This is a genomic window from Desulfosediminicola sp., from assembly GCF_048381775.1.
Lineage (GTDB): Bacteria > Desulfobacterota > Desulfobulbia > Desulfobulbales > Desulfocapsaceae > Desulfopila > Desulfopila ganghwensis.
Genome location: NZ_JBLXGE010000017.1, coordinates 1 through 24,459, shown reverse-complemented (window position 1 = coordinate 24,459; position 24,459 = coordinate 1). Strand labels below are relative to the sequence as shown.

At 49.3% G+C, this 24,459-nt stretch carries 21 protein-coding genes; 7 read left to right on the top strand and 14 right to left on the bottom strand.

Annotated elements, in window-relative coordinates; genetic code table 11:
• Window positions 1–100: 100 nt before the first annotated feature.
• From ACN5NT_RS21530 to ACN5NT_RS21520, 3 genes are all read right to left on the bottom strand, one after another.
• Complete coding sequence (locus ACN5NT_RS21530; protein WP_419176855.1) at window positions 101–2,119, bottom strand: hypothetical protein; 2,019 nt, start codon at window positions 2,117–2,119, stop codon at window positions 101–103.
• A gap of 181 nt (window positions 2,120–2,300) precedes the next feature.
• Window positions 2,301–2,531 (bottom strand): dissimilatory sulfite reductase D family protein, encoded by a 231-nt coding sequence (locus tag ACN5NT_RS21525; protein ID WP_136798823.1) that lies wholly within the window; start codon window positions 2,529–2,531, stop codon window positions 2,301–2,303.
• A gap of 118 nt (window positions 2,532–2,649) precedes the next feature.
• A complete protein-coding gene (locus tag ACN5NT_RS21520) occupies window positions 2,650–2,976 on the bottom strand; it encodes a hypothetical protein (protein ID WP_419176854.1) in 327 nt (108 codons plus the stop codon).
• Between the two features lie 802 nt (window positions 2,977–3,778).
• On the opposite strand from ACN5NT_RS21520, the gene ACN5NT_RS21515 reads away from it, so the two are divergent.
• Window positions 3,779–4,702, top strand: coding sequence for a 4Fe-4S binding protein (locus ACN5NT_RS21515; protein WP_419176853.1), 924 nt, complete (start codon window positions 3,779–3,781; stop codon window positions 4,700–4,702).
• Between the two features lie 81 nt (window positions 4,703–4,783).
• On the opposite strand, the gene ACN5NT_RS21510 is transcribed toward ACN5NT_RS21515, so the two are convergent.
• From ACN5NT_RS21510 to ACN5NT_RS21500, 3 genes are all read right to left on the bottom strand, one after another.
• Complete coding sequence (locus ACN5NT_RS21510; RefSeq protein WP_136798827.1) at window positions 4,784–5,944, bottom strand: double-cubane-cluster-containing anaerobic reductase; 1,161 nt, start codon at window positions 5,942–5,944, stop codon at window positions 4,784–4,786.
• Between the two features lie 42 nt (window positions 5,945–5,986).
• Entirely contained in the window at window positions 5,987–6,757 is a 771-nt protein-coding gene (locus ACN5NT_RS21505) for an acyl-CoA dehydratase activase (protein ID WP_419176852.1), read from the bottom strand.
• 283 nt (window positions 6,758–7,040) lie between these two features.
• Window positions 7,041–7,733 carry a DnaJ domain-containing protein gene (locus ACN5NT_RS21500; protein ID WP_419176851.1) on the bottom strand — a complete coding sequence of 231 codons (693 nt, stop codon included), beginning with the start codon at window positions 7,731–7,733 and terminating at the stop codon, window positions 7,041–7,043.
• A gap of 496 nt (window positions 7,734–8,229) precedes the next feature.
• Between ACN5NT_RS21500 and ACN5NT_RS21495 the strand changes: the two genes are divergently transcribed.
• From ACN5NT_RS21495 to ACN5NT_RS21480, 4 genes are all read left to right on the top strand, one after another.
• Window positions 8,230–8,676: an Hsp20/alpha crystallin family protein gene (locus tag ACN5NT_RS21495; protein ID WP_136798830.1), complete on the top strand. Its 447-nt coding sequence runs from the start codon at window positions 8,230–8,232 to the stop codon at window positions 8,674–8,676.
• A gap of 45 nt (window positions 8,677–8,721) precedes the next feature.
• Complete coding sequence (locus ACN5NT_RS21490) at window positions 8,722–9,108, top strand: Hsp20/alpha crystallin family protein (protein WP_136798831.1); 387 nt, start codon at window positions 8,722–8,724, stop codon at window positions 9,106–9,108.
• Window positions 9,109–9,662: 554 nt separating this feature from the next.
• Complete coding sequence (locus ACN5NT_RS21485; RefSeq protein ID WP_419176850.1) at window positions 9,663–11,117, top strand: ATP-binding protein; 1,455 nt, start codon at window positions 9,663–9,665, stop codon at window positions 11,115–11,117.
• Between the two features lie 9 nt (window positions 11,118–11,126).
• The gene (locus ACN5NT_RS21480; RefSeq protein ID WP_136798833.1) at window positions 11,127–12,542 is read left to right on the top strand and encodes a sigma-54-dependent transcriptional regulator; all 1,416 of its coding nucleotides are present in this window, start codon (window positions 11,127–11,129) and stop codon (window positions 12,540–12,542) included.
• 268 nt (window positions 12,543–12,810) lie between these two features.
• Here the strand turns inward: ACN5NT_RS21480 and ACN5NT_RS21475 are convergent, their stop codons facing one another.
• Entirely contained in the window at window positions 12,811–13,263 is a 453-nt protein-coding gene (locus tag ACN5NT_RS21475) for a universal stress protein (RefSeq protein WP_419176849.1), read from the bottom strand.
• Window positions 13,264–13,834: 571 nt separating this feature from the next.
• On the opposite strand from ACN5NT_RS21475, the gene ACN5NT_RS21470 reads away from it, so the two are divergent.
• The gene (locus ACN5NT_RS21470) at window positions 13,835–14,446 is read left to right on the top strand and encodes a DUF6515 family protein (RefSeq protein ID WP_419176848.1); all 612 of its coding nucleotides are present in this window, start codon (window positions 13,835–13,837) and stop codon (window positions 14,444–14,446) included.
• Between the two features lie 82 nt (window positions 14,447–14,528).
• Here ACN5NT_RS21470 and ACN5NT_RS21465 read toward each other — a convergent pair whose 3' ends face one another.
• The 7 genes from ACN5NT_RS21465 to ACN5NT_RS21435 all read right to left on the bottom strand — a co-directional run bounded on the left by ACN5NT_RS21465 (window position 14,529) and on the right by ACN5NT_RS21435 (window position 22,057).
• A complete protein-coding gene (locus ACN5NT_RS21465; RefSeq protein WP_419176847.1) occupies window positions 14,529–15,743 on the bottom strand; it encodes an outer membrane protein transport protein in 1,215 nt (404 codons plus the stop codon).
• A 500-nt stretch (window positions 15,744–16,243) separates the two neighbouring features.
• Window positions 16,244–16,630, bottom strand: a complete 387-nt coding sequence (locus tag ACN5NT_RS21460) for a response regulator transcription factor (protein ID WP_419176846.1) — start codon at window positions 16,628–16,630, stop codon at window positions 16,244–16,246.
• Complete coding sequence (locus tag ACN5NT_RS21455) at window positions 16,611–18,341, bottom strand: sensor histidine kinase (RefSeq protein WP_136799929.1); 1,731 nt, start codon at window positions 18,339–18,341, stop codon at window positions 16,611–16,613. The genes ACN5NT_RS21460 and ACN5NT_RS21455 overlap by 20 nt, the downstream gene beginning before the upstream one ends.
• Window positions 18,338–18,697, bottom strand: coding sequence for a hypothetical protein (locus ACN5NT_RS21450; RefSeq protein WP_419176845.1), 360 nt, complete (start codon window positions 18,695–18,697; stop codon window positions 18,338–18,340). Before ACN5NT_RS21450 ends, ACN5NT_RS21455 begins: the two co-directional genes overlap by 4 nt.
• Before the next feature lie 10 nt (window positions 18,698–18,707).
• A complete protein-coding gene (locus ACN5NT_RS21445; RefSeq protein WP_419176844.1) occupies window positions 18,708–20,099 on the bottom strand; it encodes a sigma-54 interaction domain-containing protein in 1,392 nt (463 codons plus the stop codon).
• A 229-nt stretch (window positions 20,100–20,328) separates the two neighbouring features.
• Window positions 20,329–20,769 carry a response regulator gene (locus ACN5NT_RS21440; RefSeq protein ID WP_136799932.1) on the bottom strand — a complete coding sequence of 147 codons (441 nt, stop codon included), beginning with the start codon at window positions 20,767–20,769 and terminating at the stop codon, window positions 20,329–20,331.
• Window positions 20,770–20,839: 70 nt separating this feature from the next.
• The gene (locus tag ACN5NT_RS21435) at window positions 20,840–22,057 is read right to left on the bottom strand and encodes a response regulator (RefSeq protein ID WP_419176843.1); all 1,218 of its coding nucleotides are present in this window, start codon (window positions 22,055–22,057) and stop codon (window positions 20,840–20,842) included.
• Window positions 22,058–22,749: 692 nt separating this feature from the next.
• On the opposite strand from ACN5NT_RS21435, the gene ACN5NT_RS21430 reads away from it, so the two are divergent.
• Window positions 22,750–24,237: an SLC13 family permease gene (locus ACN5NT_RS21430; RefSeq protein WP_136799934.1), complete on the top strand. Its 1,488-nt coding sequence runs from the start codon at window positions 22,750–22,752 to the stop codon at window positions 24,235–24,237.
• The last annotated feature ends 222 nt before the right edge of the window (window positions 24,238–24,459 follow it).

Genomic DNA, 24,459 nt, shown 5'->3' with positions numbered 1-24,459 from the left:
AAGCGGGGTTTATCCGAAGGTATCGCGTCTTCATACCGGACCATGCTCTGGTCCGTTCGCTGTTAAATGAGCTGTTCGTGTTAATTACGATCCATCATCATCACATCGTTCTTACCCGACCGGCCCACCCTCTGTCTCCGAGCACACTCTCAATAGATGATGCGATAGTGAACCGCAACTCCCGGGCATCGCCGGCTTCAGTGGCCGCGGTATAAAGACGGGTAGCCCAGGATTTGTCCTGAAAGAAACAATAGGTGGACTCGGCAAGCCGATAGAGATCCTCGGCACTGGTGAATTTGCTTTCAGCCTCTGCGTGCAGGTCCCTCACTACAGCTTTACCCGCACCTTCATCCTTACTGAGGAGCTGAGTGAGTTGGCTGAATTCCGCTGAATTACCGCAAAGTTCAAAAGCTTTACGATAGAGTTGCTGGGCCCAGGCCTGATCTCCAAGATCCTTTTGAACCGCGCCGGCCAACATGGCAAACTGATCACGCAATTCATAATGCTCTTCGGCCTGACGGTAGAGTTTTGTGGCCCACTCTTTATCCTTGAGATTTGCCAGAATCGATCTGCCAAGGCGCACAAAGTCACCACCTTTCACCAACCCCTCTTCCTGCTCACTATAGACCGTGCGAGCAAACGCCTCACCATCAGACAGTTGCCTGATGCCGCTTGCCACTACCTTGTTAACGCTGGGCAGATCCTGCCAGCGGGAAAGCATGTAATCGAATATCCTCCTTGCCCATTCCGCATCACACAACTGATTGCCGATCTCACCGGCCAGACTCAGATACTCGTCGAAGGTGCTGCTCACTTTTTCGCCTTTTTCCAATAGCCTCCTGCAATACGGTTCATCTGCGAGTTCACTGTTCACGGCAACCGCCAGGTTACGAAAGGCTCCGCTGGTCACGCACTCCATCTCCTGCTGCATGAAGTTCTTATACTTATCAGGGTTTGCCTGCCGTTTTTCAAGCTGCTGACTGATGGAACTTTTCCACTCATCGTCTGTGGCATATTCAAGTACAGCCTGCGCCACCTGCTCGAAAGCTGCTGGTGTAGCAGCCTTTTTCTCTGCAGAGCGCAGCAGTCGTAAGGCACCATCAAGATTGCCCGCATTTTCGGCAAGAGCCTTAGACGTGGCAAGCATCTGAGATGAGTCGTCGGCTGCTTCTCCAGCACGAACATAGAACTCTGCAGCCAACTCACTATCATCGGCCTTGACCCGTACCGACTCCGCCAACTGCAGCAGTTCAGAATGTTTGGTGGAGATGTCACCCGCCTTTCTATAAAACTCTTTAGCCAGTGACAGATCTTCAAGCTCCTCCAGGGTCTTTTCTGCCAGCTTAACCAGCTCGGCACCTCCTTCAAACTTTTCGCTGGCCGCCCTCAACAGAGAGACTGCGTTATCCCTGTCATTCAATTCCTTGGCGCAGACCAGTCCCAGCCCTTGCAATTCTGAACCCTTTTCCAACTTTTCAGCCGCTTCCCGGACAACCTCCTGCACCAGTCCCGCATCCTGAAGGTTCTGACTTGCTGCAACCGCCATGTCCTGAAAGTCTTTACTGCTCTTGCACAGTGCACGTCCTTCGTCAAACACCTTACGAGCCCATGCCTTGTCGCCAATCTTATCAGCAATGCCCTGGGCCAGGGCCGCAAAATCTGAGGCGCTGGTACATTTTGCTGTTGCCTGGGAGGAAATCTCTTCAGCCAGCTCCTTTTCTCCCGTGGTGTCAAGGACATGCTTACTTAATTCCAGAAGTTCTATGCCTTTGCTGCACTTTCCGGCAGCTTCAGTGTAGGTGGCCTTGGCCGTCTCAGCATCACCTGCCCCATGCACGGCATCCGCCAGTTTGATGAGTTCCTCTGCAGAGCGACAAAGCTCCTTGGCTTTTTCTATATATTCTCCTGCCTTTTCATTATTTTCCAACACCTTGCTGGCGCTTTCGGCAAACTGCAGGAACTCCATGGCCGAACCTGCCCAATCCGCACCATCTTCCAGCACTTCCAGAGCCCACTCTTTATCTCCGATATTCTCAACAATATCGGCTACGACCGCGACATAGTCTTCCGTCATCTGACAATCGTCTACCCGCTCTTCCAATTCCTCTTTTGTCAACATAGAGTCGCCTCCGTGAATGTGTTGGTCTTGTTACTACCCTGTTTAGTATCTATCGGACTACATTGAGCGAACATCAGGCTGCCTGGCCCTTACCCCGCAGGTTTTATCAGTTGGCAAAAAATGCGCGGCAACAAGCGTCGAACCTCTCAACTGCTCCGGCGCTAGTTGCCTCACTCACTGCCTAACCCTCTTCTCTTTGGATTCTCGATGGGATACCGTACATGGTGGTCGAGCCTGATGACCAGAACACCAGTCGACCCTCACGCACCATTTCATTTGCCACGTTCTTTATGACTCGTGGCTTAGCGTCCGGGTCACATTTATAAAAATCCTTGATGTACAGTTGCGGTTTGGGAGAAGTCGTTGCTTTTTTCTCAATCGCATCTTTCAACTCTTCCACGGATAGTGCCATTTGTTTCTCCATTTTTTAGGGTTCCCAGTAAGCTGATAACCAATTGAAATTAAATGCTACCAGCGGATTCTCGTTTCCGCTCTGTTCAGCAGATCAAATCACACCCCCGCCCCACTCATCAGTGAATCATGCCCCTGACATCGAGGAATTTCTCAGAGTTACCGGAGATAATCTCTCCATCTCCTCCTGGAAGTGGCTTATGCATTACCGCTTCCTCACGACCGCTTATCTGCAAAGCGCTTCGCCCGGTATAAAATATCTTCTCCACAGGCAGCCCAAGCACATCCTGGCATTTTACAAAGAGTTGGGCCGCCTTTATCTCAATAGCCTCGATCTCCTCGGTATCGATGATGATATAGCCTTGTCCCGGATAGGTGTTCTTCATAAACGCGCTCAAGTCCATCGCCATAACTGAACTGAATCTACCCCGCACACGGATATTCATTGTTCCTCCGGCCTCTGTCTCCGGCCCCCAATCCCCTCGCTGCTGTTGTTGCCTCATAATTCTATACCAACTCAATCATTATCAATAATTGCATCACTCTGTACCATCGCCGCCCCCACCGTTCAAATCGGCCTCAAAGAGCGGAGATCATCAGGGGCTGACCAGCCTCACCTATGGAATATCAAACACTGTTAGCATGTCCTAATTTTATTTACAATACCTATCTTGCCCTGGTCAAAGCGACTGTAAAAAACGAAGTACAGAGTATAAATCAAACCGAAAAGGCAGCACATCTTCAACTGGCATCATTTGCCGGAGTCAACCCTTGTTATCATCCCGGGCCTTACTGCTCTTCTTAGCTGAATGGGCACCAAAGGTGGTGGTTCCGATCAGGGTGACTGATGATATTCTCACATCTCCAAAGTACGGGCATATTGCGCTTACACAACTGTACTATGACTTCCAGTGAGATTCAAAGAGATGGCCACAAACACGATCTCTATAATAGTTAGGCATTAAACCAAAGATAGACGAATTCGCACTTGATTGCACAATTTTTTCTACCGCTATTTCAGATAAAAACCACCACATTCAGCATCAGATTCTCAGCCCTGGTCATTATGGCCACACAACACACTTCCCGGGGGTCGGCAAACACAGCAATGATCAACAATAGCAGTACGTTTCTTTCTCGCTCACCTCCAGGAGATTATCGGGCACTTAACCAGCCATCCGATATTTTGATATCGCGCAATTACCAAGGTATACTAAAAAAAAGATCACTATTACCTGCGGGCTGACCATGAAAAAATCCGTTTTTTTTCTCTTACCTTCCACCAGAAGGTTTTTCCGGGTGGGACGTCGCACCATGAATTTTTCCTTAAAGAACCTGTTAAATGGTTATATTTACGGGCGCTGGATCTACCATTACATAGGCTTCGGCACCCGGGAACACAGCTTTACCCGCAGGTTTCCGACGCTGACCAGCTTTCTCTTCAAAATATTCAACCCTTCCAACAAATCCACTGCAGACAATGAACCCGTCACTTTTGCCGACACCTACCACGGCAAAGTCATCTGCCTTGACGAGGCAAAAAAAATCGTCACTTTAAACAAAAAAATCGACATCCAGGATCTGGAACAGGTCATCCCCTACAAACTTGCCCGCTCAATAATTCTCGAAAACCCGCTGCACCTGGCAGTGCTCGACTGCCCTTGCCGCCTGGTCCGTCAAAAGCACTGTAAACCTGTTGATGTCTGTATCATTGCCGGAGAAGTCTTCACCAGCTTTGTACTTGAGCACCATCCTGACAAGAGCAGAAAAATCAGTGTTGAAGAAGCAGTGGAAATTTTAGAGGCTGAACACAGGCGCGGTCATGTTCACCATGCATTTTTCAAGTCTGACCTGTTTGGCCGTTTCTATGCAATCTGTAACTGCTGCGGTTGTTGTTGCGGCGCCTTGCAAGCCTGGCAGAGAGGTACTCCCATGCTGGCCTCCTCCGGTTACGTTTGTAAGGCCGACCAGAGTCTCTGCACCGGTTGTGGAGTCTGTGTCAGATTTTGCCAGTTCGGCGCACTTTCACTCGAAGATGGCCGTATCGTGATTGATGAAGAACGCTGTCTGGGATGCGGGGTCTGTGTCAGCAAGTGTAAGGAAAACGCCCGTTGGCTGGAGCTGGATCCGTCACGGGGAACCCCGCTTGATCTTGATGCGCTCACAAACTGAAAAGCCCGCAATCGAATCATCGATTGCGGGCTGGGGTCCGACAGGCTCCTGGCAAAAAAACACCTTTCAGCTCGATTGGGATCAGTCGATTATCTCAAATAAAGCCTGGACCTTGGTACGGATCTGGCCCTCATCATTATCGGAGTAGTCTGTCTCAATTTTCAAAAACGGCATGTCGTGCTTCTCGCTGATGTACTGGCCGACCTTATAGGACTCGACGTTGTAAGAATGACAGGCGGTGAGCACAAAGTCGATCACTGCGTCAGGCTTGAAATGTTCGATCATTTCACTGAGCGCCTCCAGACGTCCCTCATTGGGTGTCATACAGGAACATGGAATCTGCAAATACCTTTTCGCAAGCGCCTCGGCGGGGTCCGCCATATCTTCTTCGAAGTCCTTCGCAAAAAGTTTGAGGCCGGTACAGCAATCCGGAGTGACAACCACGCCGCCACACTGCTCGATAATCTTGTAGATTTTCAAAGCATCTCCACCAACCGGGCTGCCTGTCACCAGTACCCTTGGTGAGTTTTGGCTGCCGTAGTGAACCCCTTCGGCTACACGCCGTTCCAACCGCTCGATAATCCCCTCCAGTACCGGAACGGCATCATCAACATCATACGGCAGGGCCATAAAACTGATATCAAACATCTCCTGCCAATTGATAACTGGCGGATGGATCGCTGCGTAGTCAAAGATTTTCCGCATCAGCTGATTTCGTTTGTTACTCTTTTTAATGCTCTCTTCGATCTGCAGATCGGTAGCCGTGCGGTTAAACGTCTCCTCCAGAAAACCCTGCAGTTTTCGAATCATTCTGGTCCAATTCTCTTTGGCTTCAACCTCGTCCGGCAACTGCGGTAAATCCATCACATGGAGCGGCTTAACTTCTGCCGCCAGCTCAAACATTTTCTTTTTGCCATCACATGTGGTTTCAGCGACAACCGCACCGGCCATAGAGAAAAATGGGCAACTTCCTTCCTGAATGAAGCCATAGCTCGACTTGATCAAAGGACAGAGATTCGCCGGCAAAACAGTCTCTGCGCTGGCAATTGTTGCTTTGGCAAAGGCGCAGAGAATAGCCGGCGTAAGCCCCATGGCCTGCATTATCTCGATCGGAGCGTACGCACAGTAGGTGCCGACGATGGGTTGGTCGTTCTCCTGCTTTTTCTGCATATATGCCAACACTCTCTTTGGAGCCGGTTGACCTGCATATTCATCCTCAAACAGCGGAATCATCTCTTCCATCTACGTTCTCCTTAATAATATATATTCAATTCCCTGAACCTGTTACTGGAGCGCACTCTCCAGCGCCAGCAAAGCCGCGCCGTAGGCGCCAATTAATTGCGGGTCTTCAGCTACCTGTATTTCCCTGTCAAGGGTTCTCTCAAGCAACATCCTGATGCACGGGTTCCTGGCCACACCGCCGGTAAAGACCAGCTCTCCCGCATCTGTTGCCGAGACTCTTCGAATCATGCCACTGACTCGCCGCACCACGCTATCGTGCAAGCCCAAGGCTATCTCCCTGCAATCTTCGCCCCGGCCTATGAGGCTGGTTACTTCACTTTCGGCAAACACCGTACACATGGAAGAGATTGTGATATCTTTTTTTGCAGCCAGGGCCTCGTTTCCGAAATCCTCTATGCGGTATCCCAGAGATTTGGCCATGATCTCCAAAAATTTCCCGGTACCCGCCGCACATCTGTCATTCATCTCAAACCTGCTCACTCGTCCTGTCTCAGACAGAGAGATGACTTTACTGTCCTGACCGCCAATATCCAGCACCGTCCGGGCTCCAGGGAAAGTGGCCATTGCGCCTCGTGCATGCGCCTTGATTTCCGTTACCGTCCGGGCTTCGATTGATAGTTCAAACAAATTTCGCCCATACCCGGTGGCCATGATCGCATCATAGGACACCTGCGACAACAGGCTATCCACTTCACTCATGGGGTTGTAACCGGTGTCCCGCTGGAAGTTCTCAATTATGGTGCCGGCCTTATCGACTATCACCAGTTCGATGGTCCGTGAACCAATATCTATTCCTGCAAAATGTTGACCCATTTACAGCTTCTCTCCTCTCGCCTTACCGGCATGATAACGCCGTCTGCCCCAAAATGATGGAGTATTCATACAGAACTTCGCCAGCCAGCAAACTGCATTAGACTGGGCGATTTGTCAAATAGGAAATTCAAATAGATATCGATGCAATCAATTGAATTCTCGATAGTTATTCTGAAAAGAAGCGAAAGAGCGGAGTAAGCCGGAAATGCAGTTTGGGAATTGTCAGAGCCCGGAGAAACTGCAAAAACTATCAAACGTACACGGTTTACCTGAGAGCAGGATATTACTGGATGGAAAAAATCACCTCCAGCCTGCGCCCATCAGGGCCAATTGAGATGTACATGGTATGCTGAGACTGCAATCCTGCCGGGTAATTGACCAGAACAGTTTTCTCTCCCGTCAGATATCCCGCTCCACTGCAGCGCCAGCAGTTGTGAAAACCGGTCCCGGTTTGACTCCGGCAGCTTGGGCAGCGCAAACGGACAGGAACCCTGATATGAACATTACCACCTTTGGCAGCCTGTTCTCTGGTGAGAAGGACTTCGACGGTCATACTCTTCAGGCGAACACCCTCTGCCATGGTCGATTCGGTGAAATCTGTCAGCATCCTGTCAAACAGGCTGTCAAAGAGAAAGCCATAGTGGTGTATAGATCTGTCCACGGCTCTTATCGTACTCTCGGCAGTCCGCTCTTCCGGAATCAGGGGCTCAACCATATCATCTTTGCCCAGTGACGAAAATCCAGCGCGCCGATGCTGTTCAACCTGAATCCTGCCCTTAAGTATCTTATCATAATTACGGCGCAAGGTGGGGTCACTCAGGACCCTGTACGCCTCATGTATTATCTGGAATCGGGACTGGTTGTTCCCGTGGTGATCAGGATGAAATTCTTTTGCGAGTTTGCGATAGGCATTTTTGATATCTGCTTGAGTTGAATCCTCTGGGACGCCAAGAATAATATAATAATTTTTAGGCATTTCAGATCCTCCTGCTGTTACTTCTCATAAGCTGTTTACGGCCTGTTTTCCTCCTGGCTTGCTGAGCCTCTTGGGGAAGGATTACCAATCCTCCACGACATTTCCTTTTTTCATGGTATCAGTAATCTTCAAAATATTCTGCTTCAGCCCGGCAGCTCGATCCCCCCCTCTGAAAACATGAATGTTTAACAAGCGGAGAGCATGCCGGCATAATCAACGAATATCAACTCGTCCCTCTCCTGCCTTTTTAATATTTTATGCATCAAGAATACTCTGCCAAGCCTCGGTATGAGCCGAATATTACTCTGCCAATATTTATAATGATCGGGATGAAAATTGAAAATACATCCGTGACGCTGGTAGCTATATTGACAGACATTACAATCGTTCATAATTTCTGAGAAACACAGGAGAGAGCACATAAAACAACAACCGCTTTTCTCCGCATTTTTGTGCACATACGACATATTTCTGACTTCAGAAAAGGAGGAATGTTATGTGGACTCGAGCGAGTGACTTTGACCGTATGCTTGGCGCCATGGATCTGTTCCGCAATCGTATGAACCGGCTCTTTTCGGATTTTGACAGATCGTATGACAAGGATTTTGACTGGAGGCCGTTTGAGGGCGGTCCGCTCACAAATCTCTCTGACACTGGAGGGCACCTGAAGCTCGCTGTTGAACTTCCCGGCATTTTAAAGGAGGATATCACCCTTCGCATCCAGGGAAACTATGTCGAGATCAGTGGCGAAAAAAAGGCCGAATTACCGAAAGGATACAAAGCGCATCGACTGGAGCGTGGGACATCCTCGTTTACCCGCAGTTTCACTCTCCCAATGGAGGTTGATGCGGAGCGGGTTGAAGCGGTGCTGAAAGAAGGCATCCTGACCCTGAGTCTGCCAAAGGCTGAAGCTGCCAAACTCAAGCAAATCACCATTAAATGATAGATCTTCCATAAGTGCGTTTACAACTTCAATGGAGGGACAGTCATGAGCGATAGAAAAGAAATGATTCTGAAAGAGGAAAGCATGCCGGAACGCACCAAAGAGCTGCCGGTAATAGCCCCGCTGGTTGATATCTTTGAAAATGACGATCAGATCCTACTACATGCCGATATGCCTGGTGTAGCCAAAGAACAGATTAGCGTGCATGTTGATAATGGCAGGCTTGAGATCAGTGGAGTCCGGAAACTGGACACCTCCGGATCAGAGATCTGGAAAGAGTTCGATAGCGTCGAGTACAAAAGGGTATTTTCCGTCCCGCAGTCAATTGACGTACCCAAAGTCAATGCGGAGCTGAAGGATGGTGTACTCAAACTCTACCTGCCTAAGGCTGAAGCAGCAAAGCCCAAGGTTATAGAAATCCGTTCCGCCTGACAGTTATGGATACCGGCGCCCGGAATGTTTGGCACATTTTCGGGCGCTGTTTCTTGCCATGCCTGACAGGACATTCTGTAGGTATTTGCCATCGAATCCCTGAGCGATCTCATTCTTTTTTTGCAACCCACACGGGATTCACCTAAACTCCCTCCCAGCCCCCTCAAGCGTATAGTTGAACCTGGGCTGCCTGGCCTGGGCTTTCAATCCCCAAGCAATTCTGCAGAATATTTTCTTTTCAGACGGCTATTCACCACTTTCCATATACATTTTTCAGGCAATCTTGTCCGGCCGGTGTTTCTCCCCTCCTGCCGGTAGATTATAACTAATCCGGGGCCATTTACAGTCTTCAGGTCAGCACTCCGAGCTCTCCCTCGCCATCTTATCGCCACCTGCCTGTAAACAGCACAATATCCTTTTTGGGGAACACACGCTAAACACCCGCCACAATGTGCCATTCTGTTATTGTCAAATTGTGCTTAGCACTGTATTTGTGAACACTGGTCGCTGATCCTGGTCAGCAATAACCTGATTAACAAAGGAGAAGTACAGCAATGTTGAGTTCCGTCAGTTTACGGGTCCGGCTCTTTACCATATTCGGCACCATGAGCCTGCTGATGTTTATTTGCAGTATCGCCATGCTCTGGCATGCCACCGAGATCAACAATCTCATTAAGAGAATGGTCCAGAAAGAGCTGGTTATTTATAAAATTTCTCAGAAACTGGAAGTTTCACTGGCAAACCAGAAAGGGCTCCTGACCTTTTTCTTCGTTGATGGCAACCAGGAATGGCTCGACTCGCTGGAAACATTCCAGACCGATTTTGAACGGGAACTCAACCAGGTTCTGAACATGAACCTGAGTAGCTGGCAACGACAAATTCTGCAGGAGATTTCCGAAAAATACATCGTTTACAAAACAGAGACCCTGCACGCAGTTGAAGAGTATCTTGAAAATCCGGCCACGATAAATATATCCGAAGCCCATGCGCGGCAAAGAGATCACCACTTTAACCTGCTCTACCTATGCGCCAAACTGGGAACCGAACAATGGGACGATATTATCGAAGAGGAGATTCGTGAAATTGAACGTTCCGAAGTGTTTAAACAAGCAGGATATCTGGCAATCATCTCTTTCACGATTCTCTGCCCACTCTTTTTCTTCCTGCTCTACAAAAAAATTCTCGGCCCCATCCGCGATATGGCCCTTCAAACCGGCAGCACGTTCCAGGCAAGCTCTCAAAACGAAATAGCTTCGTTGGAGCAATCACTGGGCAACATGAAAAAGGGGTATGACCAAGCCAATGATGAATTGACCCGAAGCCGAAAAAACCTTGTCGAAGCGGAAAAAATGGCCATGGTTGGAGAACTGGCAGCAGGCGTTGCCCATACCATCCGTAACCCGTTTACCTCCATCAAAATGAGAATGTTTACACTGTCACGTTCATCACAACTGTCCAACGACCAGACAGAAGATCTGAAGGTAATTTCTGAGGAAATCGACAGGATAGACAATGTGGTGACCAGCTTTCTTGAGTTTTCCCGCCCTCCGAAGATAAAATTGGAAAAGCATGATTTAAAAGAAGTAATTCAATCTGTTGGCAAGCTTATGGAGTTTAAGCTCCAGGGCAAAAATGCCGAGCTGACCTATGACTTTCAGCCGGACCTTCCCGAGGTGCTGATAGATTATGACCGAATGCGCGAAGCACTGCTGGGACTTTTGACCAACAGCTGCGAAGCCTTTGTCGGCAGCGGCAGGATTGTTATTCGGACCGCAAGCGGCTATGATCCGAACGACGGTAACGTTGTTGAGATAACAGTGCGGGACGACGGCCCAGGCATCCCGGAATCTATTAGAGACAAAGTCACCTCTCCTTTTTTCACCACCAAGGATGAAGGTTCCGGTCTTGGCTTGAGTATTGTCGACCGCATCGCCCGTGAACATGGCGGTAAGTTGTCAATTATTCCCACAAATACCGGCACCAAGATACGAATCAGACTCCCCATGTAGGATGGACCCATGTCAGAAATCCTTATCATCGACGACGACCACCAGCTCAACGCCAGCTTCTCCAAAATCCTCAGGCAGGAAGGGTATCAGACCGACTCTGCCTTCAATGGTCAGGAAGGTATAGAACAGGCACTGGCGACCAATCCGGAGCTGATCGTGCTCGACGTACGGCTGCCCGATATGAGTGGAATCGAGGTATTCGAACAAATCCACGCCGAACGCCCTAAAATCCCGATTATCATTATCACCGCCCACGAAAACACCGAAACCGCCATCGGTGCCATCCAGAAAGGCGCTTACGATTTTATCTACAAGCCTTTCGATATCCCGGAAATGCTTGAGCTGATTGAAAAAGGGCTCAATACAGGCCGCGCCATGTCTTCGCCAATTGCGGTCAACCCCGAGTCGGAAACCTATACCGGTCATGAAGCAATTATCGGCAGCGGCAAGGAGATGCTCGATGTTTATAAATCCATCGGCAGAGTCTCCCATACCAGCGCCACCGTGCTTATTCGTGGTGAATCGGGCACAGGTAAAGAACTCGCCTCCCGTGCCATCTATAACTATTCGCACCGGGTGGATAAACCATTTACCGTGATCAACTGCGTGGCCATCCCAGAAACACTGCTCGAATCCGAACTGTTCGGCTATGAAAAGGGTTCCTTCACCGGAGCCATGCAGAGGAAGATCGGTAAAATCGAGCAGGCGAAGGGTGGCACAGTATTTCTTGATGAGGTTGGCGATATGCCGCTCTCTATTCAGGCCAAGCTTCTGAGACTGCTTCAGGAAAACAGCATCGAGCGGATCGGCGGAAAAGAACAGATTGCCGTGGATGTTCGTATCATCGCCGCCACCAACCGTGACCTGGAACAGGCTGTGCGTGATGGCAGCTTTCGCGAAGATCTCTATTATCGTCTGGGAGTGGTGACCATCACCCTGCCGCCGCTCCGGAAGCGGAAAGATGATATCCCGTCCCTGGTGCATTATCTGCTCTCAAAGCTTTCCCAAAACATGGATATTACCAATCCCGGTATCTCCCAGGATGCTCTGAAAAAGCTTACCCATTATGACTGGCCGGGCAATATCCGGGAGCTGTCAAATACCCTCAAGAAAACCCTGATTTTCAATAGAGGAGCAGCGGTTCAGCCTGAAGAAATCAACTTTCAGGGCGAACTCCAGCATGATACCTTCGCAATGAGTCATGAGGAATCCATCCAGACCTGGGCACGCTCGATCCTCATCTCCGGTCAGCACCCCAAGGCCCATGACTTCTGCATCGACCACATCACTTCCACTCTCATCAGGGAAGCACTCGACCTCACCGGCGGCAACCGCTCCCAGGCCGCAAGAATGCTCGGAATATCCCGCCCAACCCTCCATGTGAAGATGGATAAGTATCAGTTGGGTGGTCAGGAAGACAATTAGTCAGGGGTTAGAAACTAGAAGAGAGGAGTAACGGCTGGTGCTTCGCCTTCGCACAACATCAGAAGTAATAGCCTGTTCTGACCATGAACTGATAACCAGCCTGAACCAGCACCTCGTTGAACTGGCACACTCCCAAGGCAACCACCACACACCTCTCCGCAGGACAACCGCATGTTGAATCGACTGGACTGCCGGCAAAACCAGTTCAGCACCCTCGTCACTCCATTATCGGTACAAGCCAGCCGGATCGGACCGATACGAGCAGTATTTACTTCTTCATCTTATATGGATTCATGCTCAATACCGGACAGCTAGAACGTTTAACCACCCGGGAGGTGACACTACCCAGCAGAATCTTTTCGAGACCTTTGGCACCGTGGGTACTGATTATCACCATATCCGCCCCGACATCATCGACATACTGCACAATTTCTTCAGCAGGATCACCGACAAACACTTTCCCATTACACCGGATGCCATCCTTGCCTGTTACGGCAACCAGCCGTTCCATCATTTTTTCAACAGAACTTTTGTACTCATCCTCCTTAATGGCTGAGTACCTTACGACCATCTCCCCGCCAAGGCTGTACCCCATTGGAATGACGTGGACAAGATACATTTCCGCATCAAATTTTCTCGCCAACTCAGAGGCATAATCAACCAGATACTCTGTGTTATCCTCGAAATCTACGGGTACAACAATCTTTTTCAGGATCTCCATATTCATCTCTCTTTACAGTGAAATAATCTTAGAGCTTCCACAAAATCTGAAAACCGCAAGAGGCATATAAAAACAGCAATACTTTAACTATGCCTCTCATATTTCCTGCCATCTATTGAGAATAATTATATCATGGCTGAGCAAATGAACGTAGTCGACCGGGAATTATGGTCGAACAGCCCATTGATACAGGCATTCCCCAAATGATGATGCCCGGACTCCCGGGCACCGGGTGCATTGGGATGATGAAGAAACACCGATCGGCATTCGGGCAATTCTGCTGGCTCGCTATCGTTAATTTTCAAAAACGTCGGGCCGCACCATAAGGTGTAAAAATTACCCATCGCAGAGATGAGTGAGTAAAAACTGTTCACCACTCTTTTGCCTGCCCTTACTGCAAGATTTTTCCCCCGCCAGTTCGATTCGATAGTTCAGGACGATAACAGTTTCAGCCAGATCAATGCCCATTCTGGCACGTGAATTGATTTGTGTTTTCTGCAAGTCAGCCCGAATACGTTATCGGATACACTCCGGGACATTAGTGATAAAAGTTAACATCAAGAGATATGAGATGAACAGAGAGCACGTAGCATATATAGATTACAGAAAATTTGCGGCATTTGCTGTATTGCTGATGGTTTTCGCTGTGGCCGTAGCACAAACTGCATTAGCAGGCCCTTCCCAGAGCGGTTACGCTCCCGGGCATCATGTAAAGATGCTGCCTAAAGGTCACATGGTGGTGAAGCATAGCGGCAAGAATTACTATTTCCACAATGGCTATTACTACCAGAAAAACAGAAACGGTTTTAATGTGGTAACCGCACCCGTTGGCATTACTATCGAAAAACTGCCGTCCGGCGCTCAATCGGTAAAAATAGGCAAGGACGTCTATTATAATTACTACGGTGTGTATTATAAGAAATCCAGGAATGGCTATGTGGTCATTGAGAGACCAAGGGGAATTAAGATCACCTCTCCCAAACAGAACCTGAAAAAGACCTTTATGGTCAAAGTCGATTCACCTGTTCTCAACGTGCGAACAGCACCGGCAATGGGTTCTTCCGTCACGGACAGGGGGTATCGGGGGGCTAAGCTCACAGTGAGAGCCAAGAATAATGGCTGGTATTATGTACGGCTGCCAAACGGCTCTTTCGGTTGGGTAAACAGCAGATTTACTTCTTAGCGGGTTACCACTCCCAAAAATAATGGCAAGGGAATGCATGCCCCCCTTGCCACCTAACCGTAAAACCGTAAAACCGAAGTATTTAGAATGAACGGTTATACTGCAAACCCATTAAAATCGCATCCGCATGGGTGGTTGCGCTGACAGAAGTGCCCAGCTCTGTCGTTTCTGTTACGGCCACATCCTTACCCAACAGGTAGGTAAAGCCAAAATCAATATCAGATTTTTCATTGAGGGCATAGGTGAAGCCGGCGGAAAACCATTGGCGATCTGAATCGGGTACGGAAATAGAGGTAACCTCATCCTGGGCGGCGGTGTCATACATATACCCGGCACGAAGCGTCCAGGTATCGTTCAGGTAATAAGTACCGCCGAGGGCGAAATGCCAGCCGTCCTGCCAGGCATAGTCTTTCTCAGCAGGGGCAAAAGGACCTTCCAAATCGTTAAATGTGATCTTATCGAATGCACTCCAGCCAATCCACTGGATACTGTAATGCACCGCGAACTTGGTATCTTCGATTCTATGATAACCGGAAAATTCCGCTATATCCGGCAGAGGCAAGCTGATTTTCTGGCCCTTGTCATCTTCAGTATCCATGGTGGGGCTATAGCGATATGACAGGCCAAATCGGTTATTTTCATTCAGCTCATATGTCGTGCCAAGATTAAAACCGACTCCCCATCCATCCGCTTTATCCACATCGAGAATAGTTTGTCCGGGGAATGGTGTGTCTCCACTGAAAATTCGCTTCATTGAACCCTGACCGTAGATCAGGTCAAGACCAGCCCCTACGCTCAACTGCTCGTTAATACGGTAGGAACCGGCTACACCGAGGTTATAGCTCTTCACATCGGTCAGGCCGCCGAATTCCGTCGCCTCATATGAATCGGGAAATTCTGTCTTGGTGCCGAAATTTGAATAGGCGGTGACACCCACGGCAAATTTGTCATCGATCGGCACGATGAGATGAAAGTTGGGGGCAATGGAGGTGCCACCGACATCGTCAACAGTTCCAATGGCACCGCCATTATAGCTGGCATCTTTGACTTCAATCAGGGAGGTGATCGTTTCAAAACCAAGCGACATTGACGTTTCATCAAAAAGTGCCATGGCTGCAGAGTTGCGGGCCACTACAGAGGCGTTATCTGCGATTACAGCATCACCTGCGAAGGCGCGACCAATGCCGGTTGCTGACTGAGCATTAATTTGAAAGCCTGCGGCCATGGCGTGGCCCGAAGCCAGACTTATTGTCACCACGAGCACTGACTGTTTCAACAGATGTGTATTCTTTATCATTAGGAACTCCCTTTACCGACTTCCGCTCTCTCATCAACCCTGACATGAGCGTCCCGCTTCATACCTGAACTATTGGACGCAAGAACGAGTAATTAATATCTCTCTCCACTGGCGAGCTTCGAACCCGCCCTTACTCTCCTTTTGGGCCAAACAACAATGTAGCAATAAAAACAGTAGATTAAGACTGTTTCGGGTATATCGTTTTGCCCAAAAAACAAAAAGTCAGGGACTATACCATGGAGGCAGGAGAAGTAAACGACTAAAGGAAAGTATACGGGGAGTTAGCCGGTCAATACCGAAATCGGGTAAAATGCTTCAAATCATTCAACGACAGCCCGGCACACAACCAGAGTTGCTTGCGGGAAAAGATCAGTAAAACTGTTGCCGGAAATCGATCGACAGAATCGAAACCGTGTCGCGGGGTTGAGTCGCCATGGCAACCCAGCTGGTCACCTGACATCACGACATAAAATCATTGCAAAAAGCGGGGAGAGCGCCACTCATACGTCATCAGGAAAGAGTAGGCTGATATTCTTCAGCAACGCGTTCAACTCCACCGGCTTGGCCATGTAAGAGGCCACAGGCGCCTCCAGCTTGACCTGTTCCTCTCCTGCCGGGCCGTCACCGGAAACAACAATAATCCTGGCGGAAGTGCCTCTATCCCTTAAAATCCCTACTACTTCAAGCCCGCCAATATCCGGTATCTTTAAATCGAGCAGCATCAGGTCATATGATTCCTGAGCCATGATATCCAGTGCGGCGCGCCCACTGTGTGCGATCCCGATCTGAAATTTTCTCAACTCCAGCCGCATGGCAAGGGTTTGAGCAAACTCCACCTCATCATCTACAATCAATATCCGCAAGACCTTACCGTTCTTCGCTATCATGCTGTTCCCCCTCTATCGGAATAGTGATCGTAAATGCGGTACCTTTGCCGGGATTTGAGTGCACTGTAATATCACCGCCCAGTTTCTTGATCAGGCCATAGGTTATGGAAAGCCCCAGCCCTGTGCCCTTACCCTGCTCCTTAGTGGTGTAGAAGGGTTCAAAAATCCGGTACACCACCTCCTGCTCCATGCCTGGCCCGTTATCCTGCACTGTTACTTGGATATCCCCCACAAGTTGACTGGTGGTAATGGTGATTCCACCATCCTTGCCGATGGCGTCTATGGCATTGTTGATGATATTCAGAAATATCTGTTGAAGCTGCATCCTGTCGCTTTCAATCGTCGGTAAATCATCACCAAAATGCAGACTTGTATTGATACGGCTATATCGCATAGCGCTTTCCAGAAAAGTGAGCACTTCGCAAATAAGGTCATTAATCTCAAATTTCTCAGCCCTCACTTCGCCGTGCCGGGCAAAACCGAGAAGCCGGTGGGTGATAGCCTTACACCGCTTCACACTGGTATTTATCCCTTTCAGGTTTTTCTCGATGGTAGCCTTATATTCGAAGTCAGACGTTATGGTGAGCAGATCCTCTATAAGCCCTGTTTTCTCATTGATTATCGCCAGTGGGTTATTAATTTCATGACCTACGCCCGCAGCAAGTCGGCCGATGGAAACCAACTTGTCGTTATGCTCCGCCTCCTTCAGCATCGACATCTGCATTTCATCCGCGCTGCGAATAAGGTTGATCAGATAGCTGACCAGGTACTGAATAATAAAAACACCCAGAATGATACTGCCGAGTATGATGTACAGAAGCTGCTTTTTAAAAGCCACCCAATCCGCCTGGTGAATAAAATGCTTCTTCACCAGAACCACCGACCAGGGCGTATTCGGTATTTTGCCTATCGCCTCAAAAATCGCCTCGCCATTTTCCGCCACGGTATGATGGGTACCGGCCGCAATCGCCATTGGATAGCTCTGAAAGGTATCACCATAGTAGACCGATGGAGTCTGTAGTACCCCCGACTCATCGACAATGAACAAGTCTGCTGCGGCGTTGGTCTTGATGGTATTGACAAACTTTTGCAGAGTCAGTGCATCAATGGTTGCCCTGAGCACCCATGGTTTTCTCGTCTTCGGGTCGATCTTGCTGACGGCGATGGCAAAATGGGGAGTCTGGCGATATCCCATATAGACAGTACTGATATGGAGTCCGCTGGCCATGACCTCCCGGTACCAGCTCTCCTTGGAATAATCCTTGCCCACCAGGTCATAGGGACCATAATAGGCCTGTTTGATGCCAACGCTGTCAATTACCCCGAGGTCGGCAAAGAATCCGTAATGTTCTCGTTTTCTCTTGAGTACCTCCATCAGGTTATGGCCGCTCACCAGTTCCTGGTAGCGATCTTCCCTGGCTACGAATTCAACCACTGAGCTGAGACTGTCGACCATGTGCTGCATAGCGCTGACCGAACCATCGAGCTGCCAGTTCAACTGTTCAGACTCTGCCTTGACCAGCAGGTTGTGGTAATAATAGTAGCTCAGCCCCGATACCATGCTCACCGGCACCAAGGCTATAACGACCATTGCGCCCAAAAGTGCATAACGCAGCTTTTGATAATTACGCTTGGAAGCGACAAATCGACCGGGTTTCAGAGAATCGGGAATCACCCGTTCAAAATCAAGCGATGTATTGATTCCTCTCATGATTGGTCACCTTGACCGGTACCATCAAACAGTATCTGCCCCTGCCTGAGTAAGCCTGCCTGGTGCATATTCAAGGCATTGCGCCAGTCGGCGATGACTCCATCCACAACACTGATCTGTTTCCAGCGCAGGAAGTTAAAGTGCATTTCATCGATGCCTCCGCAGACCACGTCGGTGATTTTTTCCTCGAGGATCATTTTACACAGCTTCTCATCGGACGGTTTATCCATGATGATGGTCTTCGGCTCGCCAGCCAGTTTGCCGTCACTGATGCTCGCGACCAGCAGTTCTGTAGCGAGATCGAATCGCGGCGCAACATATTTTCCCTGGATGGTCATCAAAAGTTTCCGTTTCATCAAACACCTCTCACAACAGCTCGTACTTTTTCATCCGTCGCCAGAGCTTCATGCGTCCCCACCCCAGTTCCTCCGCCGCAAGTTTTCTGCTGCCGCCATGCCTCGTCAGCATTTCGACAATCATCTGCCGCTCGATAGCTCCCCAACTCTCCCCCGCCTTTATCTCGTCATTCCGGGATTGCGGAGCACAGGTCTCTACCCGGGACAGAGTATTTTCGTCGGTAACAACTTCACGCTTCTCCTCAACTGCATTGAACAGAAAGACAGGAATATGCTGCCGACGGATCGTCTCTTCCGGGCAAACATTGACGCAGTATTCAACAATATTGCGAAGTTCCCTGATATTACCGGGATATTTATAGTTATGAAGCAGCTTGCTGACCCCTGCGGAAAAGCCGGTTATACTCTTATTTAATCGTTGGTTGTACGTATGCAGAAAATGATGGAGCAGTAACTCCACATCCCGTTGCCGCTCCCTTACTGGAGGCAGGTGTACATGGAGGACATTAAGACGGTAGAAGAGATCTTCCCGAAACTCGCCCCTGGCCACCTGCTGCCGTAAAGGGCGATGAGTTGCGGCAATAATCCTGACATTCACCTCAACACTCTGCTCCCCCCCAACCGGAATGAACTTCCTGTCATCAAGTACTGACAATAATTTCACCTGCAGCGACAGAGGCATGTCACCGATCTCTGTGAGAAAGAGAGTTCCTCTGTCTGCCAGCTTAAACATGCCCTGCTTATTTCTTGTAGCCCCGGTAAAGGCACCTTTGACATGTCCGAACAGTTCAGACTCCAGCAATTCTGTCGGCAGTGCGCCACAGTTCACCTTGATAAAAGGCTGGCCTGCCCGCTCGGACTCACGATGAATAACCTCGGCAATCTTGTCCTTGCCGGTACCGGTCTCACCGGTAATCAACACAGAAGCGTCAGTATGAGCCAGAAGCGGTATCATATCGAGCACCTTCTGCATCTTCGAACTTTGTGCGATGAGGTCACTGGTATCAATTGCTGCGGCAGTGCTGTCCCCCCCACCGCTCCGTGCTGAAATATCTTCGGCAATCACCAGCAATCCCTGACATTCCTGATCTTTTTTCAGAGGTGCAATATTATAGAGAACCGGGATTTTTGTCCGGAAACGGCTCAGGACATCACCTGCCACTGCGAACGATTTACCGGTCTCCACAGCCCGGATGTAAAGCTGCCCCCTGGAGTTGCCGGTGTTGCTTCGCACAACCAACTCACCGAAAATACCCTGCACGCTGTCGACCTCATAGCCGGTCAGGGCTTCGAGCCGCCGGTTCATGTCGACGATGCGAAATGCCCTGTCCAGAATCATGGCAGGATACGGAATACCCTCCAGGATTGTCTGCATTTCAAAATTTACCGATGCGTCCTTCATGGTTACAGTGGCTCCTTTAATCCGAATTTACCATGAATCACCTTCCAATCCATTCAACTTCCTGGCATTTTCAAACATTTTGAAATTTTCAGTTGTTCTTTCCCGGCAACACAACGCTCATGAGAAATCCGGATCAGCCAAAACTGCATATAATCGAGACCTTCTTGCGACCTGCACCCAGAATGGGTCCAGACCATGAACCATGAAGAGTTCACAGTTCATGGCATGCCTACCAGGGTCTCGCCTTCAGGATTTTATCTATCTGCTCCCGGGACTTGCTTTGCAGCACCAGTACCCTCTTCTGTTTTGCATCTTCTATTTTTTCCAATAGTTCGTTGATATCCACAGGCTTTTCGATAAAGTCCTCGGCTCCCAGCTTCATTGCCTCCACTCCGGCACGGATTGAACCGTGCCCGGTGAGGATGAGTACCTCCGCCTCAGGAACCTGGCTCTTGATACGCTTCAAGGTTTCCAGGCCATCCATGCCGGGCATCGATAGATCAAGCACCACCACATCCACATCTGACCCACTCATAACCTCGAGTGCGTCTTCACCTCTGGTAGCGGTACTCACCTTCAAATCCCGTAATTCCAATCGGCTTGCCAACGTCGTTAAGAAGTCATCTTCGTCATCGACTAGCAAAACTCTCGTATTCTGAATCTCAACCATGCGAACCTCGTTCTGTTTATTTTTCTGTTCTTCTGAATATCTCTTGTCCAGGAATCTGTCAGCCGGCAGATCAGCTCTGCTGATGGGATGCCGCCTTCTTGTGAGCCTCCTTAATGGTTGCTGAAAGCTCTGCGATATCAACTGGTTTATTCATATACGAAAAAGCACCAAGCTCCATGCAATCAAGCATATCCTGCTGGGAACCATGACCGGTGAGAATGATAACCTCGACATCCGGTGCCACCTTCTTGGCTTCCCGAAGTACCTGAACCCCGCTCATGCCCGGCATTTTCAAATCGAGCACCATCACATCCGGGCAATCCTCTTCGAGAAGACTCAAAGCTTCGTCACCATTGAACACGCCGTAAGTGCCGACATCCCTACTTATCAGACGTTCAGAAATGGTCTCAACAAACTCACGCTCGTCATCGACGAAAAGAACTTTTGATGGCAGATCGAAACGCTGCCTCCGGTAAATCGAATCATTGTAGTGAATGCTTTTTTCAACCTGCACTTCCGTAATGGCTGCTACCCCGTCAAGAACCAGGTTGTTCAATTCGTTGACCAGCCTGTCAAAGTTCAAAACACTTTTCTCCACTCCCAGAGTCGCCTTGGAACCAGAGACAGAGACATTCATTTTATGGCCGGCCGCCAGAAGCTTTCGCTCTACTTCAGCCTGCACCGCCATATCAACTGCAGCCTGCTCGGATTGCTCGGTTCTGAGAAGGGATGTTCTTTGAAAATAACTTGAGATTACCCCGGTAAGAGTATCGGCAGAGCGACCTTCCACCGGCACAACCAGATCGAAAAGTGAGCTGTCAAACGCCTCTTTTTTATACAAAAAGTCGGTTAAGTTAAAAGCTTTCAGATCTTCGTCATGGATCTGTTTTTTCGCTGAGCGCTCAGAAAGCCCTGCAGCAAGTGCTGCCTCGATGCGTGATTGCCTGTTATCTGCAATCAGCGCTTTAAAAATATGCGAGATTTGAGGAGAGATCAGGGAGGTCATGTAACCAAAGAACATATACCCCTGGGGCTGGACGATCTTTTCAACCAGGACGCTCTTGAGCTGATTGAGGTGCTTTTCTCTCTCTAAAGTAAATTTATTGAAAACAGAGGTTCTGCCATAAAGAGCCCCGTTCAGTCTATCAAGGCTTGTTCCATATAATCTAGATGTATCTTCGAGTAATTGCTGATCACGATACACTCTCAGGTCATGTGTGCGGGCAAGGGCTTCAGCCACCTCGGATGCCGGTGTAAATATGCATGGAAAGATCGCTATTGATGACATGGTGTTCCTCGTTATGAAAATGTTGTTTTTTTACCTGCGTTACACAAATCAAAGCCTCGCTGTGGTTTCTTGTGCATGTTTCATACCATTTTGTATCACCGACCCCTTTATGGCCTCCTAACGGCCGTAAATCAGCCGAATAAACATGGTAGCCCAACCTCACAACTCCAGAGATTTAGCAAAAAAGGCGTTACTACCTGTCCGATTACTTTGCAAACTGTAAAGAGATTTGACGCCTGCACACCTTTCTGACAGGTTCACCAAACCCTGAACGCTTGTCACCGGTACACGCGATTACGTGATTTTTCCCGGTTCCCTCACCCTCTTTTGTACAGCTCCCGGCACTCTTTTCACAAGCTCTGAAAGCCCTCCACGCCACAATCACATACACATAAAATCGGATACTTAATACAACAACTGTCACTCTCTTGCTGTTCGATACCGGGAGTTCACACCAGACAGGTCAGTAACAGATCCAGCCCCACCGCCATTTCCTTTCGATACGATTTATCACAATACTGGCACATCGGTTGCTTTGAGGTGTTCCGTTACACATTGCAACAGACCAATGAGTAACCGGGAAAAGTAAACACAGCGCTGCCGGGATACGCCTCGCTAAAAGACGTGCAGTAAATGAAACCCGCATCCCGAACCTCGGCGCTCACAATATTTAAGGACTGAAGGAAAAGATTATGAGTGAAGCAACAGCGGTACAGCAGCAGGCCAGAGGTTCCACATTCGATCTTAAGCGGCTCTTCTTCATGCTGCTTGGCATTGGTCTTTTTGCATTTGTCTACTGGTGTCCGCCCTGGCCGGATGCTATCGATCCACTTGGAGAACACTTTGTCCTCAGTAAAGAGGCCAAAGGCGCATTGGCAATCTTTGTCCTGGCTGCTACCTGGTGGGTATTCGAAGTTGTTCCGATCGGTATCACCAGCCTTACCATAGGCGCACTGCAGGCTATTTTTCTGATCCGTAACCCGGCCACGGCATTTCGCGACTTCATGGACCCATCAGTACTGTTCATCTTTGGCTCCATAGTCATTGGCATGGTCTTCACCAAGACAGGCCTCACCAAGAGACTGGCTTACAAGATGTTGTCCATCATTGGTGAACGAACCAGCATGATTTACCTGGGATGTTTTGTCATGACCGCAGCACTGACCCACCTGATGGCTCACACCGCGGTGGCTGCCACCATGTTCCCGCTGCTGATGACCATCCATGCGCTCTACTCGGACGACGACAACCCGACCAAATTCGGCAAGGGGCTCTTTATAGGTATGGCGTATGTCGCCGGAGCGGGAAGTATCGTGACCCTGCTCGGCGCTGCCCGTGGTGCTGTAGCACTAGGATTCTACAGGGACATCATGGGTGTGAACATTAGCTTTTTCGAGCTGTCCATGTACATGTTCCCCATCGGTTGGTTGATGGTGTTTTTGCTCTGGGGATTTGTCATGGTCTTCTTCCGCCCGGAGAAAGATCGCATTCCCGGCCTCAAAGAGCGGGCGGCGCGGATGTATGTCGAACTCGGCTCCTGGAGCCGTAATGAAATAGCGACCGTACTCATTGTGGTAGCGACCATTCTTGTTATTGCCCTCAAGAGTTTTGTCCCGGCCTTTGCGTCGCTTGATAAAACCGGGGTTATGCTCTTATCCACAATCGCCTTTTTTGCCCTGAATATTCTTGATCTCGATGATCTTGAAATGGTGCCCTGGAACATAATCCTGCTCTTTGCCGGTGCAATGTCCATCGGCTTCTGCCTCTGGGAGACCGGTGCCGCTAAATGGCTCGCCGTCAACTGGTTGCAGCTGTTCAAAAATGCTCCGGCAATCGTATTCATTATGGGCATGGCCTTCTTCGTCATGATGATGACCAACTTCATCATGAACGTCGCGGCAATCGCCATTTCCCTGCCTGTTGCACTTGTTATTGCACCATATCTCGGCGTAAGCGGAGAAGTCATACTCTTCTCCTCCCTGGTTGTTGCCGGCATGCCGTTTCTGCTCCTGGTCGGGGCGGCACCGAACGCCATTGCCTACAACTCCAGGCAGTTCACCACAGGAGAATTCGTAAAATATGGCATACCAGCGTCAATTCTGCTCATGGCAGTAACCTGGCTGGCTGTCACCATAATCTGGCCACTCATGGGAATGACTACAATAATTCCAACTAGTTAGATTAAATCCGTCCCGCAGGTGAGATTGCTTGCGGGACACGTTTTAAAGCATCACCACAGGAGAGGTTAAATGCAGAAAATGAGTTTTTTTAAGTTATTTGTTACCCTCGGCACCGTTCTGGGTTTCAGCTCGATGGCCATGGCGGCTTCAGGCGGGGATACAGGTATCCAGCTCAACCTGACCATGCACTGGGTCGGCTATGTCGGAATCTTAACCTTTGTC